Here is a 14269-nt window from a genome sequence, read left to right as displayed (position 1 = left end):
CTTTCAACTTTCAACCTTCCGCCTTCCTACCTCTCCATTCCGTTTTCCTTCAACCAGACCAATGAACCAGTGAACCTCTACTCTTTCACCTTCTTCCCTAATGTATCGGTATACTTTTTATACGATTCGGTAATCCATTTAATGCCGTCGTACTGGTTCCAGTTTTTGGCTTTCTCGTAGTCGGGCCGGTAATTGATCATAAAATCGTCGAGCTGCTTGCCCTCCAACCCGGTGTATTTGGTAATCAGCGATTTATTAAAAAACTGGTCTACATGCGTTTGCTGGATCTCTGTATTGTAGTAATTGTTAAAGCGTCGCGCATTTCTTGGCGTTCGGCCAAAAAGTTCGTAAAAAGCAGTTATCGGGGTGAAAATGTAAGAAAGCAAGGGCGGTTTTCCGCCATAAAAAGAGCCTTTGTCCTTAAAGTCTTTCTTAATGGCGTCCAAGGTCTGTTTTTTGCCTTCGCCGGTAATCACCACCTCGTTCAGCATATTGCCTCGGTTCAGCGTCAGTACCATATCTTTTGTCGATTTAACAACAACCGTTAAATCGTTAAAGCCTCTTTTGGTAATCACCAAGGTATCGCCAACAACAGCCCTGATCTGGAAAAGCCCTATATCATTGCTGCCTACCGCATAGCCGTTGCGTGTATTGCTAACCTCGGCTAAGGCTATCCTGATTTTGCTGCCGTTCTCGAACAACACGCCGTTCAGCATAAATTCCTGCTGGGCTTTTAGCGTGAAGCTCCACAGGCAGGAAATGAGAAAAAAGGCAAGTTTAATCTTATTGTTCATTGTTGCGCTAATTAAGGCTATCCTTATATTTTTTATAGGAATCTGCAATCCATTTTAAGCCATCATAAGTGTTCCAGTTTTTAGCCTTGTCGTAATCCGGTCTATACGCGATCATAAAATCTTCTAGCGCCTTGCCTTCCAGCCCTGTATTTTTGGCGATGATCGACTTGTTAAAAAACTGGTCTACGTGCGTCTGCTCGTTTTCGGTTTGATGGTATTTCCTAAACCTGCGGGCATCTCTTGGCGTTTTGCCAAACAGCTCGTAGAAAAAAGTTAACGGACTACCGCCAAACGGCGACAAGAGCCCAATGGGAGGTTTTCCTGCATAAAAAGACCCCTTGTTTTTAAAATCCTGTTCGATATCGCGCAGGTCTTTCTCCTTGGCCTGTCCCTTGATCAACACTTCGTTCAGCATATTGCCACGGTTCAGCTTTAACACCAGATCTTTCGAAGAATTCACTACAACCGTCAGGTCGTTAAAGCCACGTTTGGTAATGAACAAGGTATCTCCGAGCTGTGCCTTAATCTCAAAAAGTCCCAAATCGCTGCTGCCTACCGCATAATGGTTGCGATGGTTGGCTATTTCGGCCAAGGCAATCCGTATTTTGGTGCCGTTTTCAAACAATACACCCTTCAGCTTGAACTCTTGTTGTGCAAAACCACTTGCAACACCCGACAAAATAAATGCTAAAATGCACAAGAAAATACGGCAGAGCGACTTCATTATTGGAGCAAATTATTTATTTTGTAAACTTAAGCATTGTTTGCGAGCCCTATAAGTTAAAAAACGTTAAGAAATGGCTAAAGTTTTGTCGGCACTGTATTTAATCTACGCTTCGTTGATTTTCGTAGTACTGATGTTCCTTACCCTTCCCTTTTTTCTATTGGCAACGGCTTTGCTTCCCAATCTGCAGGGCAAAAAAACAGGCCTGTTCTTTTTGCGTTGCTGGGCCTGGGCATTTAGCTTGGCTTCCTTTTTTTGGATCAAAACCCAAAACAAACACCTCATTAACCGCAACGTGCCGCATATTTATGTAGGCAACCACGGCTCCTATCTTGATGCGGTAGCCGTTTGCATCAGCATCCCACAATATTTCAGCCCCTTGGGCAAAGTAGAAATGGCTAAAGTTCCCGTCTTTGGCTGGATGTACGAGCGTATCGTGGTAATGATAGACCGCAGTTCGAAAGAAAGCCGCGAGCAGTCGGTAAACGCCTTAAAAGAGGCCATTGGCGAAGGGCAGTCTATTCTTATTTTTCCGGAAGGCACCATGAACAAGAGCGAGAAGCCATTGGCCGATTTTTACGACGGCGCCTTTCGCATTGCAATAGAAACCCAAACAACGCTCATGCCGTTCGTCACCATCAACAATCGAAACCTGTTGCCAAGAACAGCTCCTTTAAAGGCACACCCTGGCTTGATAACCACCGTTTTTATTACTCCTGTTGATGTAAAGGGCCTACAGCAGGAAGATTTGCCCCAACTTAAGGAAAAAGTATTCCGTTTAATGGAAGAGGCCATTTTAAAACACAGCTAATGTGCAATTGCTCCACAGTTTAATTGTTGAGACTGATGGGTGCTTGGGAATGGCTATGCGCAAGGGCCAACGCTGACCCTAGACCATAGGCTATCGACTATTAACTAACGGCTTATAGACTGTTTGCTTAAAAATCATATCTTTGCACATGATAAAATCGATGACAGGCTTTGGCCTGGCGGCTACCGACGAAGGAAACGTAAAGTTTTCTGTAGAGATCAAGTCTTTGAACTCTAAATTTTTGGAGCTGAACCTGAAACTTCCAAGAGCTTATTCCGACAAAGAACTTTTGTTGCGCAATACCTGCAGCAAGGAAATTGAACGTGGCAAGGTAAGTGCCGTGGTCAATATCGAACGCAGTGACGAGAGCCAAAAGGGCGCAACGATCAATCAGGCCTTGCTAACCAATTATTACAAACAATTGGAAGCCATTAACACCGCTTTGGGAGCCAATGCCAACAACCTGCTGCAGGCCGCCCTCAATTTTCCGGAAGTAATTTCTTACCAGGAAGAGGAAGGCGATGAAAAAGAATGGGAACTGCTACACCAGACCTTTTTGAAGGCTTTAGCCAATTTCAACCAGTTTAGAGAAGACGAGGGCAAGGTTTTGAAAGCCGATTTAGAACTGCGCATTAAAAACATACTTGCCTTTTTTGCCGAAGTTGACCAGCTGGCCCCGCTTAGGGTACCGCAAATCAAGGCCAGACTAACCCAATTTTTGGAAGAAACCGTTGGCAAGGTTAACGTAGACCAGAACCGCTTTGAGCAGGAACTGATCTATTACATCGACAAACTAGACATAACCGAAGAGAAAACCCGTTTAAAAAGCCATTGCGACTATTTTATGGAAACCTTGAAAAGCAAGGATGCCAATGGCAAAAAGCTGGGCTTCATCTCCCAAGAAATAGGCCGCGAAATCAATACCATGGGTGCCAAGGCCAACGATGCACAGATACAGCAACTGGTAGTGGGCATGAAAGAAGAACTAGAAAAAATTAAAGAACAACTACTCAACGTGTTGTAACGCTTAAAGGGCCTAAAGTTGCGATGCCCACCGCATTCAACATTCAACCCTTCAGCATTATAGCATTCAAACATTACAAGATGCAAGGCAAACTCATCATATTTTCGGCACCCTCCGGCGCTGGCAAAACCACCATCGTCAGACACCTTTTAACCAAATTCCCGCAGCTCAGCTTCTCCATTTCGGCTACCACGCGCGAATTGAGGGGAAACGAAAAGCACCAGAACGACTACTATTTCATCAGCAAGGAAGAATTTCTGCATAAGGTAGCCCACCAGGAGTTTGTGGAGTTTGAAGAAGTATATAACGGTACGTTTTACGGCACCCTGCGTTCGGAAATTGAGCGGATCTGGAACGAAGGCAAACATGTTATTTTCGACATTGATGTGGAAGGAGGCTTGCGCCTGAAAAGAAAATACGAAGACGATGCATTGGCCATTTTTGTGCAGCCACCATCGTTAGATGTACTTAAAGAGCGCTTAACCGGCCGTGGCACCGACAGCCAAGAGAAGTTGCAGGAACGTTTTGCCAAAGCCGAAAAAGAACTGCAATACGCCGACAAGTTCGACGTTGTACTCAAAAATTTCGACCTAGACACCGCTTGTGCGGAAGCTGAGCAATTGGTAGGTGATTTCCTAAAGAGATAGTTGGCAGTTTACAATTTGCAGTTGGCAATCCCACCGAGAATCTTCAGGTAAATAGCTTATATTTAAGTAAACTATCTACCTATGGGCGACTTCAACGGATTATTGGCTTATAAAAAGTCATTTGGCTTGGCAATGGCTATATTTGGGGCGAGCAAGCGATTTCCGAAAGAAGAGATGTACGCTTTAACTGATCAGATTAGAAGATCATCCAGATCGACCAATATCTGCCCGATAGAAGCTTATAGAAAAAGACGATACAAAGCCCACTTCATCAGCAAACTGACTGATAGCGACATGGAAAATAGCGAAACCAAAGGCTGGCTTAAATTTGCATTAGCTTGTGGTTATATTGATACTAAAACTTATGAGGAGCTGGTTAATCAATCAGATGAAATAGGAAAACTCTTAAACCACATGATCAGCAATCCCGAAAAATACGGCAGTTTATAAACTGACCCATCAACGGAAGTGTGCAAATTGTTAACTGAAAACTGAAATGCAAACTGAAAACCGACAACTGAAAACTGGACTCTTCTTCGGCTCCTTTAATCCTATCCATATTGGGCACCTGATCATTGCCAATTACATGGCCACATTTAGTGGTTTGAAAGAAGTTTGGCTGGTGGTTTCTCCACACAATCCGCTGAAACTGAAAAGCGGTTTGGCCAACATGTACGACCGTTTGGAAATGGCCAAGCTGGCTACCGAAAACGCCCCTCAAATTAAGGTGAGCGATATCGAATTTAAACTGCCACAACCCTCTTACACCATTGATACCTTAACCCACTTGCGCGAACGCTATCCAGCAAGGGAGTTTGTGCTCATTATGGGAGCAGACAACCTCGTCTCGTTCAAAAAATGGAAGAATTACGAGGTCCTGCTTAAAGACTATCACATTTTTGTTTACCCGCGCCCCGGCGCCGATGTAAGCGAATGGGAAAACCATCCATCCATTACCTTTACCGATACGCCAGAAATGGAAATTTCTTCAACCTTTATCCGCAAGGCGATAAAAGACAACAAAAACGTACAATTTTTTGTACCTGACAATGTGTTGGAATTTATCGAGAAGAAGAATATGTATCGCTAATCGGTTAGTTGAGAAGATTTTGATGATGGATTTAAAATCCCCGGTCAATAAAGCACATCCCAACCATCGAGAGCCTAGCCTACCTTAAACAACAAAAAAATTGTTGGCTTTTTGTGCAGGTCTATTTTCTCTTGTCGCCATGCCCCTACGGCTTGGGTTTTGATCAATTCGTCTTCGGCGTTAATATTACAGGCAATGCACAATTGGGTACTCCCGTGGCAATTTTTCAATACATCATCAAGCAGATGGTTATTTCTGAAAGGCGTTTCCATAAACAGTTGGGTTTGTCTGTTTTTTAACGATAAACTTTCCAAATCCTTAATGCGCTTTGCCCGTTCTGCCTTGTCGATGGGCAAATAGCCGTGGAAAGCAAAGCTCTGCCCGTTAAACCCTGAAGCCATCAGTGCTTGTATCATCGAATTGGGTCCAACCAATGGCACTACTTTAATTCCTCGCTTATGCGCTTCGGCCACAATATCGGCTCCCGGATCGGCCACCCCAGGGCATCCCGCCTCGCTCATCAAACCCACATCGCTCCCCGACATCAGCTCCTTAAAAAAAGGAACCAGGCTATTGCCACGCTTGTGTTTGCCATAATCATGCACAACCAGTTCGCTTTGCGGGGTTTTCAATCCGGCTTCCTTTAAAAATTTGCGCGCGGTTTTTTCGTTCTCTACAATATAGGTTTTGATGGCATTGATGGTATCAACCAAAAAAGGCGTGAAAGATTTCTGGGCTGCGTTTTCGGCCAGGGGAACGGGAATAAGATAAAGTGTACCTTTTTGCATAAACTGTGCTTTAAGCCTACAAAGCTACACTTTAAGGCAGGCATTTGGGCCAATGTAGCAAATTTAGTTCCGGCTGCCTTGTTTTTAACACATGTTTGATACCAATTAATGTACTGTATTTAAACACTTAAGTGTCAAGAAATACGTTAAAACTGTAGCATAGACAAAGATTATTAAGCACACATTAATCCTTTGTTAAAAATGGTGCTCAAATTGATATACACACAGCGTTAGGTTAATTATAAATTTAAAACACACACAAAATGAAAATCATGATCAAATTGTCGGTAATATTAGGACTAGTTTTCCTGCTTACCGGAACCACCCAAAAAGTCATGGCGCAAAACGAGGACGTGTCCTTGCAATCATTCTACGATGAATTGTCGCCTTATGGCACTTGGATCCAGGATCCACAGTATGGCTACGTTTGGCGTCCTGATGTAGACCAAGACGAGTTTAGGCCTTATTACAGCAATGGCCGTTGGGCCATGACCGAGTATGGCAATACCTGGGTATCTAACTACGATTGGGGCTGGGCTCCTTTCCACTATGGCCGTTGGGTATATAACCGTTACAACCAATGGATTTGGATTCCTGACACCGTTTGGGGACCTGCTTGGGTAACCTGGAGAAGTGGTGGCGGTTATTATGGCTGGGCACCTTTGGGACCAAGCATCAGCATAGGCATTAACATTGGCCATGGAGGCTACCGTGTACCTGATTTTTGCTGGAATTTTATTCCATATAGCAATATCTATTACAACAGCTACCCACGCTACTATGCCAGCAGGAACCGTGTCTACATTCAAAATACCGTTATCATCAATAATACTTATGTTCGGGGCAGCAGAACCTACTATACCGGTCCGAGAGCCGATGATATTAGACGTGCGACCAATCAAAATGTAACCATTTACAACATCAACAGAAGCAGCAGGCCAGGCGCCAGCAGGGTAGAGAACAATACGGTAAACATTTACAACCCACGTCCGGGCAGAAACGATGTAAACAACAACAATGCTGCGCCAAGAAACGCGGTACAAGGCAACATTAACCGTGGCCCTATTGGTAGAGATAACAACGGTATGGCCAATACCCGTCCAACTAGAGGCGAAAATGGCAATGTGTTTGGCGATAGAAATAGCGACAATGGTGTAGCTACCCGTCCGAATAGAGGTGAAAACGGCAACGTTAATGGATTTGACGGCCGAAACAATGGCAACATGTCTACCCGTCCGAGCAGGGGCAACAACGAAGTTAATGCGCCACAAGGCAGAGATAACCGCGTAGGCGTGGCTCCAACCGGCGACAACAATGTGCTTCAAAGACCAGGTGTTTTTGACAGGAACCGCGAAAACGGCAACAACCAACCACAACGTGTTGACCGAGGCCAAATGCCTCAAATGCCACAAAGGATGGAGCGTGGCCGCGAGCAACAAATGCAACCTCAGCCACAACAACAACGAGTGGAGCGTCCGCAACCGGTACAGCAAGCGCCACAACCAAGAATGGAAAGACCGCAGCCACAAATGCAACCTCAACGTAGCGAGCGTGTACAACAAGCACCTCCACAAAGAAGTTCAGGTTCTGAAGGCCGTGGTGGCCGTGGCGAAAGCGGCGGTGGTGGCGGCGGCGGCCGACCAGCCAGAGGCGGAAGATAAAATAAAGTATGAACAACAAAAAAGCCGGTTTAATCGCCGGCTTTTTTATGCGTTCTAGCTAGCGATAGCTGATGATAAATTCTTCCAAAATATCCGTACCTTTGCTGCGCATGAAACAAACGACAGCCCTATTGTTCCCCCTTCGCTTTTTATAAAGCCTGCTGTTTTGCATTAAATTGGTTTCTGCCCATCACCTTCAATACAAATCCATGGTTAATCCTGAAATAGAAAAAAGAAAGACATTTGCTATTATTAGTCACCCCGATGCGGGCAAAACAACGCTAACCGAAAAGTTTCTGCTTTTTGGCGGCGCCATCAATACCGCTGGAGCCGTTAAGCGCAACAAGGCCAACCAAAGCAGCACTTCCGATTTTATGGAAATCGAGAAGCAGCGTGGCATTTCGGTAGCGACCTCGGTTATGGGTTTTGAGTACAATGGCAAAAGAATCAATATTCTGGATACCCCAGGGCACAAAGACTTTGCCGAAGATACCTATCGCACCCTTTCGGCGGTGGATAGCGTGATTTTGGTGGTCGATTGCGTGAAAGGTGTGGAAGAGCAAACCGAGAAACTGATGGGTGTTTGCCGTATGCGCAACACACCGGTGATTATTTTCATCAACAAAATGGACCGCGAAGGTAAAGAGCCTTTCGATCTGTTAGATGAGATCGAGAACAAACTGAACATCAGCCTTTGCCCTTTGAGCTGGCCTATCGGACAAGGCCATACTTTTAAAGGCGTATACAGCATCTACAACAATCACCTTAACCTGTTCAATTCAGATAAGGTTAAAGTAACCGATTCGGTAGTGGCCGTAAACGACCTGAAAGACGAGGCTTTGCTGGATTATTTGAAAGAAAGCGAAGTTAAAGGCCTGCAGGATGAGGTGGAACTGGTAGACGGCATTTACGGACAAGTGGATAAATCATTGTATACCGAGGGTTTGTTGGCGCCGGTATTTTTCGGCAGTGCCATCAACAATTTTGGCATCAAGGAACTGTTAGATACTTTCATCGACATTGCGCCTAGCCCCAGACACCGCGAGGCCGAAGAACGTGATGTAAAAGTGGAAGAAAAGAATTTTAGTGGCTTTGTATTTAAGATCCATGCCAACTTAGACCCTAAGCATCGCGACAGGATCGCCTTTCTGCGTATCTGCTCGGGCAAGTTTGAGCGCAACAAATTCTATTACCATACCCGTCAGGACAAGAAACTTAAATTTGCCAACCCGATGGATTTTATGGCCAACGAAAAGAGCATCGTTGACGAAGCTTGGCCTGGCGATGTGGTGGGCTTGTACGACAGTGGCAACTTTAAAATCGGTGATACCTTGACTGAAGGCGAAAAGCTCCATTTTAAAGGCATTCCAAGTTTTTCGCCGTCCATCTTCAAGGAAGTAGAAAACATGGATCCTATGCGCACCAAACAGCTCGAAAAAGGCATAGAACAGCTAACCGACGAGGGCGTGGCCCAGCTTTTTGTAATGCAGCCCGGCAACCGCAAGGTAATTGGCGCTGTTGGCGAGCTCCAATTTGAGGTAATCAACTTCAGGCTAGAGCATGAATACGGCGCCAAATGTAGATTCCGTACCTTGAGCTACAGTCGCTCGAGCTGGGTAAATTCTACCGATAAAAAGAAATTGGAAGAGTTTCTGAAAAGAAAACAGCAGCACATCGGCACCGACAAAGAAGGCAATCCGGTTTACCTGGCCGATAATGAGTTTATGATCAACATGACCAAAAACGATTATCCGGACATCGATTTTTATAGGACTAGCGAATTTAAGTAGGTCGTTGAGCGATCTGCGTTGGCGGTTAGCGTTAGACGATAGTAAATAGTCGATTGTCCATAGTATATCTGACGATAGACCATTGACTATTGACCCCGACTTCGGACTTCCGATTCTTCGCCATACAAGCTCAAACCATGTTTCAGTCGGTTTCGTATTTTGCTGATCAATAGTCTTGGCGCCATTACTTTTACGCATTCGCCAAATCCCAATATTTCTCGTTCGAGTTCAAAATTGAGCACCACATCTATCCTAATCTGCGTTGCCCGTTCATCTTGTTTTAAAACGACCTGCGAATGGTGCAAGGGCTTTGTAATTACATAAGGCGCGGTACCGCTATCAAATTCGAGGATCACTTTTTGGGCCCTGTCTCTTTCGCTTTTGGTTACACCGAGCAAATCGCTGTAATATCGTTCAAAATCGACACCTGCATGCGGTATAAATGGCTCGTTAGGCAATTCTTGAAAACGCTCGATCCTATCTAATGCCAAATTCAAGATAAAAGGCCTGTTTCTGGCTTTTACAATTAAGAACCAACGATTGCGATACTCTTTCAGTAAATATGGATAATAAATATTTTGCTGAGAATCTTTAGCCTTAAACGATTTATACTCCAAAAGTAAAGGCCGTTTATTCAAAATAGCCTGATAAAGTTGGGGAATATATTCTAAGCCTTTTGTCTGCTTATTTCCCTCCAACTGGATATGGTTGCTACTCTGCTTAGTCGATTTGTAAAGGTTATTTTCCAAACGGGCAATCATATCGCTCATCTCGTCAAAATAGTTGAAGGCGTTAAACTGCTTCAATACGCCTACAATCTCTTTCATTTTGTCTACATCTGCATTGTTGATCGGTGCCTTGGTGATGCTAAAGCTGGGGTCGTTGTAGGCATAAAACCTGCGGTCGTTCACAATGATGGGCGCATTGTAGCCCAGCTTATCGCTCCGCATCAGCTGAATATCGGCCTGAATGGTACGCTTGCTTACACCACTGGTAATGCCTTCCAATTCGTAAAGAGTGTCGGACACTTTTTCAATAATGTCTTCCAAGGTCCATTTGCGAAAGCGGTTTCGCAAACAATCGTCGATGGTTTTATAGCGGATGAGCGCGAGTTTATTGATCGCCATTTTTATAAAAATTAAGAGGTCAGTACCAAAATCGGCTGAAACAAGTAGGTTAAATATAGTCAAATGTCAATTCACTACGCAACACAACTGCGCAATTCATTTTATTTTTCCGAACGTAAAAATTTATTTTTTTAATAATCAATAAGTTACAATGAATTATCAACATTAATTTAAGTGCGCAAATATACTGCGTAGCATGGCTTGCATCTTTGTCATGTCACCAGTCGATAATTGTTCTTTGAAAAATATTCAATACATGATAAAGATATCCCGACGAAAGTTGGGACGACAGCTCATCGCTAATGCGGCCCCAGTTGAGGGTTTCTGTACAGCCCCAAAGTGTAGGTGCAATCGCAACTTATATGCTGGCTAGCAAACAAGATAGCCTGTCTCACACGTTGTGTGTCGTGGGTTCGAATCCCACTCTCGAGCAATCGGGGTAACTCAGGGGTTAGAGTAACAACAAACATGCGGGTTCGAATCCTGCTTTTCCACCATTTCCTGGAAAATGCAATTGGTAGCAGTTATAGTCTCAAAAACTATTGCAAAAAGAAGAGATACTTCAAATTTCTCATTATCGAAGCATTGCAACAATACGCCTGGCCAATGAGCAACCAAAATGCCAATTTGCTATTTGCTTTGTAGGCAAAACCGACGAGAATGGGCTTTATAAATCAAATCTGATCATTTGGAACAGTTTAACGCTCCTGTCTAACATCAGCTTTCATTTTTAAAACAGTTCTGCATCTTTTTACTTCCGCCAATAGCGGATGGCGCATTGAAGCAATGCTTTTAAAAGAATTAATTAAACAATAAATAAAATCAAACATCAAAAAACATGAAAAGAGTAACCATTAACACCAATTATGTTGGATTGGTGTTCAAAAAAGGAGAATTAATTACAGTTTTAACTACCGGAACCTACTGGTTAGGTTTTGGCGAAACCATCACCATATACGACATGGGTAAGGAATACCATTACACGGCGACAGAGCTTGAGGTATTATTATTGAATGCTGACTTTGCCAATTTGGTACATGTAGTAGAAGTAGCCGATAACGAATTGGCTTTGGTATACCGAAACGGCAACTTTAAAACCATATTAACTGCCGGAAGACATGCGTTTTGGAGAGGTTTGGCTACCTATAGCTTTACGAAAGTAAATACTGGCCAGCTTGAGGTAGACAATAGCATCGACAAAAACTTATTGGAGCGAGCTCCGTTAAACAACTTTATAAGAGCCTTTAAAGTAGAACCATACGAAGGTGCCTTGTTGTTCATCGACGGCAAGTTTGATAGGACTTTAGCTGCGGGCAATTATATGTACTGGAAAAACAGCACTGCTATCCAAGTATTAAAAACCGATACTAGGCAATTGAATATGGAAATTATTGGCCAGGAGATATTGACCAAAGACAAGGCACAACTGCGAATCAACTTTAGCATCCAATACAAAGTAACAGATATCATAAAGGCTTTGTTGGAAAACGCAATGTTCGACAAGCAATTGTACATTACCATTCAATTGGCATTGAGAGAATGTGTTGGCTTGATGACTTTCGACGAATTAATGGAAAGTAAGGAAAAAGTAGCCGAGCAAGTAACAGCTATAGCTACCGATAGGGTGGCCAACTTAGGTGTAAGCTTAAGCAACTGTGGAGTAAAGGATATTATTTTACCAGGCGATGTGAAGGAAATCATGAACCAAGTTTTGGTTGCCGAAAAAAGAGCACAAGCCAATATCATTACCCGTAGGGAAGAAACAGCCTCTACCAGAAGTTTATTGAATACCGCCAAGTTAATGGAAGACAATGCCATGTTGTACAAACTCAAAGAAATGGAGTACGTGGAGAAGATTGCCGAAAAAATAAACACCATCAGTTTATCTGGAAGTGGGCAAATCGTTGACCAATTGAAACAAATCTTTGTGAAATAAATTAAATTTAGATGCTCCCCGGTTTGGCCTGACGCCAGCCGGGGTTTAACGAAAGAGAAAATGAAAACGACAATCATTAACAAGTTAAAGGACATAGAAAGAGATCATAGCATAACCATCCTCTATGCCTGCGAATCGGGAAGCCGAGCTTGGCAATTCCCATCGCCAGATAGCGACTTTGATGTGCGTTTCATCTATGTAAGACCGGTCGATTTCTATCTTTCTATTTTAGAGAGAGATGACCATTTAAGTTTCCCGATAAACGAGGAACTCGATATCTATGGATGGGACCTTAAAAAGGTATTGAAGTTGATCCGCAAATCGAATACTACGCCTTTTGAATGGCTGCAATCGCCGATTGTATATGGAGACCGTGACGATTTTGGCACAAGGCTCTGGGAACTCTGTCCGAATTACTTCAACCGCAAATCTAACATCCATCATTACTTGGGTATAGCCAAAGGAGCATTAGATACGGTTGTAAACAACAATGAAATCAAGATTAAGAAACTGTTTTACGTTTTGCGACCCTTATTAGCTGCCAAATGGTGCTTAGAGAAAAACACCATCGCCCCCATGACCATAGGTCCATTGCTTACGCTAATGCCTGCCAATTTAAGGAAAATGGTAGAAGAGCTGATCGAATTTAAAGCTAATGCCAACGAAGGATTTGTGATACATATCGATCCAGCATTGAGCACATATATAGGCGAAGAGTTTAAATCTTGTGCGACCGGAGCGGATGAGCTATCGGTTCCAAAGTTTGAGCTTGAAGAATTAGAAATATTTTTTAGGAGAAACATATACCACCATGACCATAGCAGAACTTAAGGAACAAGGATTATTGCTCTTTGAATGTTTGAGCGGCAGCAAGTCTTACGGTCTGGCAACGCCCACATCAGATACAGACCTCAAAGGTGTGTATTATTTGCCAAAGGAGCAGTTTTATGGATTTAGCTATATCCCTCAAATCAGCAATGAGAGCAATGACGAGGTGTATTATGAGCTTGGCCGATTTATGGAACTATTGGCTAAAAACAACCCTAATATTTTGGAGATTTTGGCTAGTCCGGCAGATTGTGTAATGCACAAGCACCCAATCATGGACAGACTCAAACTAGATATGTTCTTATCCAAGCTTTGCAAAGAGACTTTTGGAGGCTATGCGCTTACGCAGATCAAAAAAGCGAAAGGTTTGAATAAAAAAATAGTTAACCCTATGCCAAAGACCAGAAAATCAATACTCGATTTCTGCTTTGTTACCGAGAATTATTCGTCTGTTAAGGCAAGAAGCTGGTTGGCCAAAAGATCCTTGATACAAAGCCGTTGCGGGTTGTCGAAAATACCTAACGCCAAAGGACTTTATGCTTTGTTTTATGATGCAACTGGTTCTTTGGCTTACAAGGGAATAGCTCACAAAACAACCTCTGACGATGTTTCGGTTTCTTCGATTCCGCCGGGAGAAAAAGAACTGGCTTACCTGCACTTTAACCAAGACAGCTACTCTATCTACTGCAAGCAGTATAACGAATACTGGGCCTGGGTAAGCAAACGGAACGAAGAGCGCTATCAGCTTAACCAGGCGCACGGCAAAGATTACGATGCCAAAAACATGATGCACACGATAAGGTTATTACAGGTGGCACTAGAAATTATAAGGGATGGGGAGCTGAACGTAAAGCGTGAAAACCGGGCACAGCTCCTGGCTATTAAACAAGGAGAGCTCGGGTACCAAGACCTGCTCAAAATGGCAGAAGAACTTATACAACAAATTGAAAAAGCAAGCCTAACAAGCAAACTTCAGGAAGTACCAGACGTTGAAAAAATAGAAGGCCTGCTGGTCTGTCTGCGCGAAGAGCTTTATGCCTAAATTACTT

14 protein-coding genes are annotated in these 14269 nt (G+C 43.5%); 10 read left to right on the top strand and 4 right to left on the bottom strand.

All coding sequences use genetic code 11. The features are described 5' to 3' along the window. Positions 1-77: 77 nt before the first annotated feature. Positions 78-794 (bottom strand): hypothetical protein, encoded by a 717-nt coding sequence (locus AC6H1S_RS00210; protein ID WP_199137731.1) that lies wholly within the window; start codon positions 792-794, stop codon positions 78-80. Positions 795-801: 7 nt separating this feature from the next. Continuing rightward, the gene (locus AC6H1S_RS00205) at positions 802-1518 is read right to left on the bottom strand and encodes a hypothetical protein (protein ID WP_199137730.1); all 717 of its coding nucleotides are present in this window, start codon (positions 1516-1518) and stop codon (positions 802-804) included. A 73-nt stretch (positions 1519-1591) separates the two neighbouring features. On the opposite strand from AC6H1S_RS00205, the gene AC6H1S_RS00200 reads away from it, so the two are divergent. The 5 genes from AC6H1S_RS00200 to nadD all read left to right on the top strand — a co-directional run bounded on the left by AC6H1S_RS00200 (position 1592) and on the right by nadD (position 5090). Next, complete coding sequence (locus AC6H1S_RS00200; RefSeq protein WP_199137729.1) at positions 1592-2329, top strand: lysophospholipid acyltransferase family protein; 738 nt, start codon at positions 1592-1594, stop codon at positions 2327-2329. Between the two features lie 160 nt (positions 2330-2489). Continuing rightward, positions 2490-3353, top strand: coding sequence for a YicC/YloC family endoribonuclease (locus AC6H1S_RS00195; protein WP_199137748.1), 864 nt, complete (start codon positions 2490-2492; stop codon positions 3351-3353). A gap of 80 nt (positions 3354-3433) precedes the next feature. Next, a complete protein-coding gene (gene gmk / locus AC6H1S_RS00190) occupies positions 3434-4000 on the top strand; it encodes a guanylate kinase (RefSeq protein WP_497564708.1) in 567 nt (188 codons plus the stop codon). A gap of 81 nt (positions 4001-4081) precedes the next feature. Continuing rightward, on the top strand, positions 4082-4450 hold the full coding sequence (locus AC6H1S_RS00185; RefSeq protein WP_497564707.1) for a four helix bundle protein: 369 nt from the start codon (positions 4082-4084) through the stop codon (positions 4448-4450). 46 nt (positions 4451-4496) lie between these two features. Beyond that, a complete protein-coding gene (nadD, locus tag AC6H1S_RS00180) occupies positions 4497-5090 on the top strand; it encodes a nicotinate (nicotinamide) nucleotide adenylyltransferase (RefSeq protein ID WP_497564706.1) in 594 nt (197 codons plus the stop codon). Between the two features lie 74 nt (positions 5091-5164). Here nadD and AC6H1S_RS00175 read toward each other — a convergent pair whose 3' ends face one another. After that, positions 5165-5878 carry an SAM-dependent methyltransferase gene (locus AC6H1S_RS00175; RefSeq protein ID WP_497564705.1) on the bottom strand — a complete coding sequence of 238 codons (714 nt, stop codon included), beginning with the start codon at positions 5876-5878 and terminating at the stop codon, positions 5165-5167. Between the two features lie 263 nt (positions 5879-6141). Between AC6H1S_RS00175 and AC6H1S_RS00170 the strand changes: the two genes are divergently transcribed. After that, on the top strand, positions 6142-7539 hold the full coding sequence (locus tag AC6H1S_RS00170; RefSeq protein WP_497564704.1) for a DUF6600 domain-containing protein: 1398 nt from the start codon (positions 6142-6144) through the stop codon (positions 7537-7539). Between the two features lie 209 nt (positions 7540-7748). Then, positions 7749-9329 (top strand): peptide chain release factor 3, encoded by a 1581-nt coding sequence (locus tag AC6H1S_RS00165; RefSeq protein ID WP_497564703.1) that lies wholly within the window; start codon positions 7749-7751, stop codon positions 9327-9329. Between the two features lie 86 nt (positions 9330-9415). Here the strand turns inward: AC6H1S_RS00165 and AC6H1S_RS00160 are convergent, their stop codons facing one another. Further along, positions 9416-10456 carry a helix-turn-helix transcriptional regulator gene (locus tag AC6H1S_RS00160; protein WP_497564702.1) on the bottom strand — a complete coding sequence of 347 codons (1041 nt, stop codon included), beginning with the start codon at positions 10454-10456 and terminating at the stop codon, positions 9416-9418. Between the two features lie 838 nt (positions 10457-11294). Between AC6H1S_RS00160 and AC6H1S_RS00155 the strand changes: the two genes are divergently transcribed. Genes AC6H1S_RS00155 through AC6H1S_RS00145 form a run of 3 tightly spaced genes read left to right on the top strand, consistent with a single transcriptional unit; the run spans position 11295 to position 14262 of the window. Then, on the top strand, positions 11295-12392 hold the full coding sequence (locus AC6H1S_RS00155; protein WP_497564701.1) for a slipin family protein: 1098 nt from the start codon (positions 11295-11297) through the stop codon (positions 12390-12392). Between the two features lie 60 nt (positions 12393-12452). Then, a complete protein-coding gene (locus AC6H1S_RS00150) occupies positions 12453-13223 on the top strand; it encodes a nucleotidyltransferase domain-containing protein (RefSeq protein WP_497564700.1) in 771 nt (256 codons plus the stop codon). Then, positions 13204-14262 (top strand): nucleotidyltransferase domain-containing protein, encoded by a 1059-nt coding sequence (locus AC6H1S_RS00145; protein ID WP_497564699.1) that lies wholly within the window; start codon positions 13204-13206, stop codon positions 14260-14262. Before AC6H1S_RS00150 ends, AC6H1S_RS00145 begins: the two co-directional genes overlap by 20 nt. The last annotated feature ends 7 nt before the right edge of the window (positions 14263-14269 follow it).

The organism is Pedobacter sp. TM02, from assembly GCF_059705275.1.
The sequence above is the reverse complement of the archived record's forward strand: the minus strand, read 5'-3'. Positions and strand labels throughout refer to the sequence as shown.

What these genes read in the sequence shown, in the direction of transcription:
- AC6H1S_RS00200 (WP_199137729.1), top strand. Translation starts at nt 1,592, where the DNA reads ATGGCTAAAGTTTTGTCGGCACTGTATTTAATCTACGCTTCGTTGATT.
- AC6H1S_RS00165 (WP_497564703.1), top strand. Translation starts at nt 7,749, where the DNA reads ATGGTTAATCCTGAAATAGAAAAAAGAAAGACATTTGCTATTATTAGT.
- AC6H1S_RS00185 (WP_497564707.1), top strand. Translation starts at nt 4,082, where the DNA reads ATGGGCGACTTCAACGGATTATTGGCTTATAAAAAGTCATTTGGCTTG.
- AC6H1S_RS00195 (WP_199137748.1), top strand. Translation starts at nt 2,490, where the DNA reads ATGACAGGCTTTGGCCTGGCGGCTACCGACGAAGGAAACGTAAAGTTT.
- AC6H1S_RS00205 (WP_199137730.1), bottom strand. Translation starts at nt 1,518, where the DNA reads ATGAAGTCGCTCTGCCGTATTTTCTTGTGCATTTTAGCATTTATTTTG.
- gmk (WP_497564708.1), top strand. Translation starts at nt 3,434, where the DNA reads ATGCAAGGCAAACTCATCATATTTTCGGCACCCTCCGGCGCTGGCAAA.
- nadD (WP_497564706.1), top strand. Translation starts at nt 4,497, where the DNA reads ATGCAAACTGAAAACCGACAACTGAAAACTGGACTCTTCTTCGGCTCC.
- AC6H1S_RS00170 (WP_497564704.1), top strand. Translation starts at nt 6,142, where the DNA reads ATGAAAATCATGATCAAATTGTCGGTAATATTAGGACTAGTTTTCCTG.
- AC6H1S_RS00160 (WP_497564702.1), bottom strand. Translation starts at nt 10,456, where the DNA reads ATGGCGATCAATAAACTCGCGCTCATCCGCTATAAAACCATCGACGAT.
- AC6H1S_RS00145 (WP_497564699.1), top strand. Translation starts at nt 13,204, where the DNA reads ATGACCATAGCAGAACTTAAGGAACAAGGATTATTGCTCTTTGAATGT.
- AC6H1S_RS00150 (WP_497564700.1), top strand. Translation starts at nt 12,453, where the DNA reads ATGAAAACGACAATCATTAACAAGTTAAAGGACATAGAAAGAGATCAT.
- AC6H1S_RS00155 (WP_497564701.1), top strand. Translation starts at nt 11,295, where the DNA reads ATGAAAAGAGTAACCATTAACACCAATTATGTTGGATTGGTGTTCAAA.
- AC6H1S_RS00210 (WP_199137731.1), bottom strand. Translation starts at nt 794, where the DNA reads ATGAACAATAAGATTAAACTTGCCTTTTTTCTCATTTCCTGCCTGTGG.
- AC6H1S_RS00175 (WP_497564705.1), bottom strand. Translation starts at nt 5,878, where the DNA reads ATGCAAAAAGGTACACTTTATCTTATTCCCGTTCCCCTGGCCGAAAAC.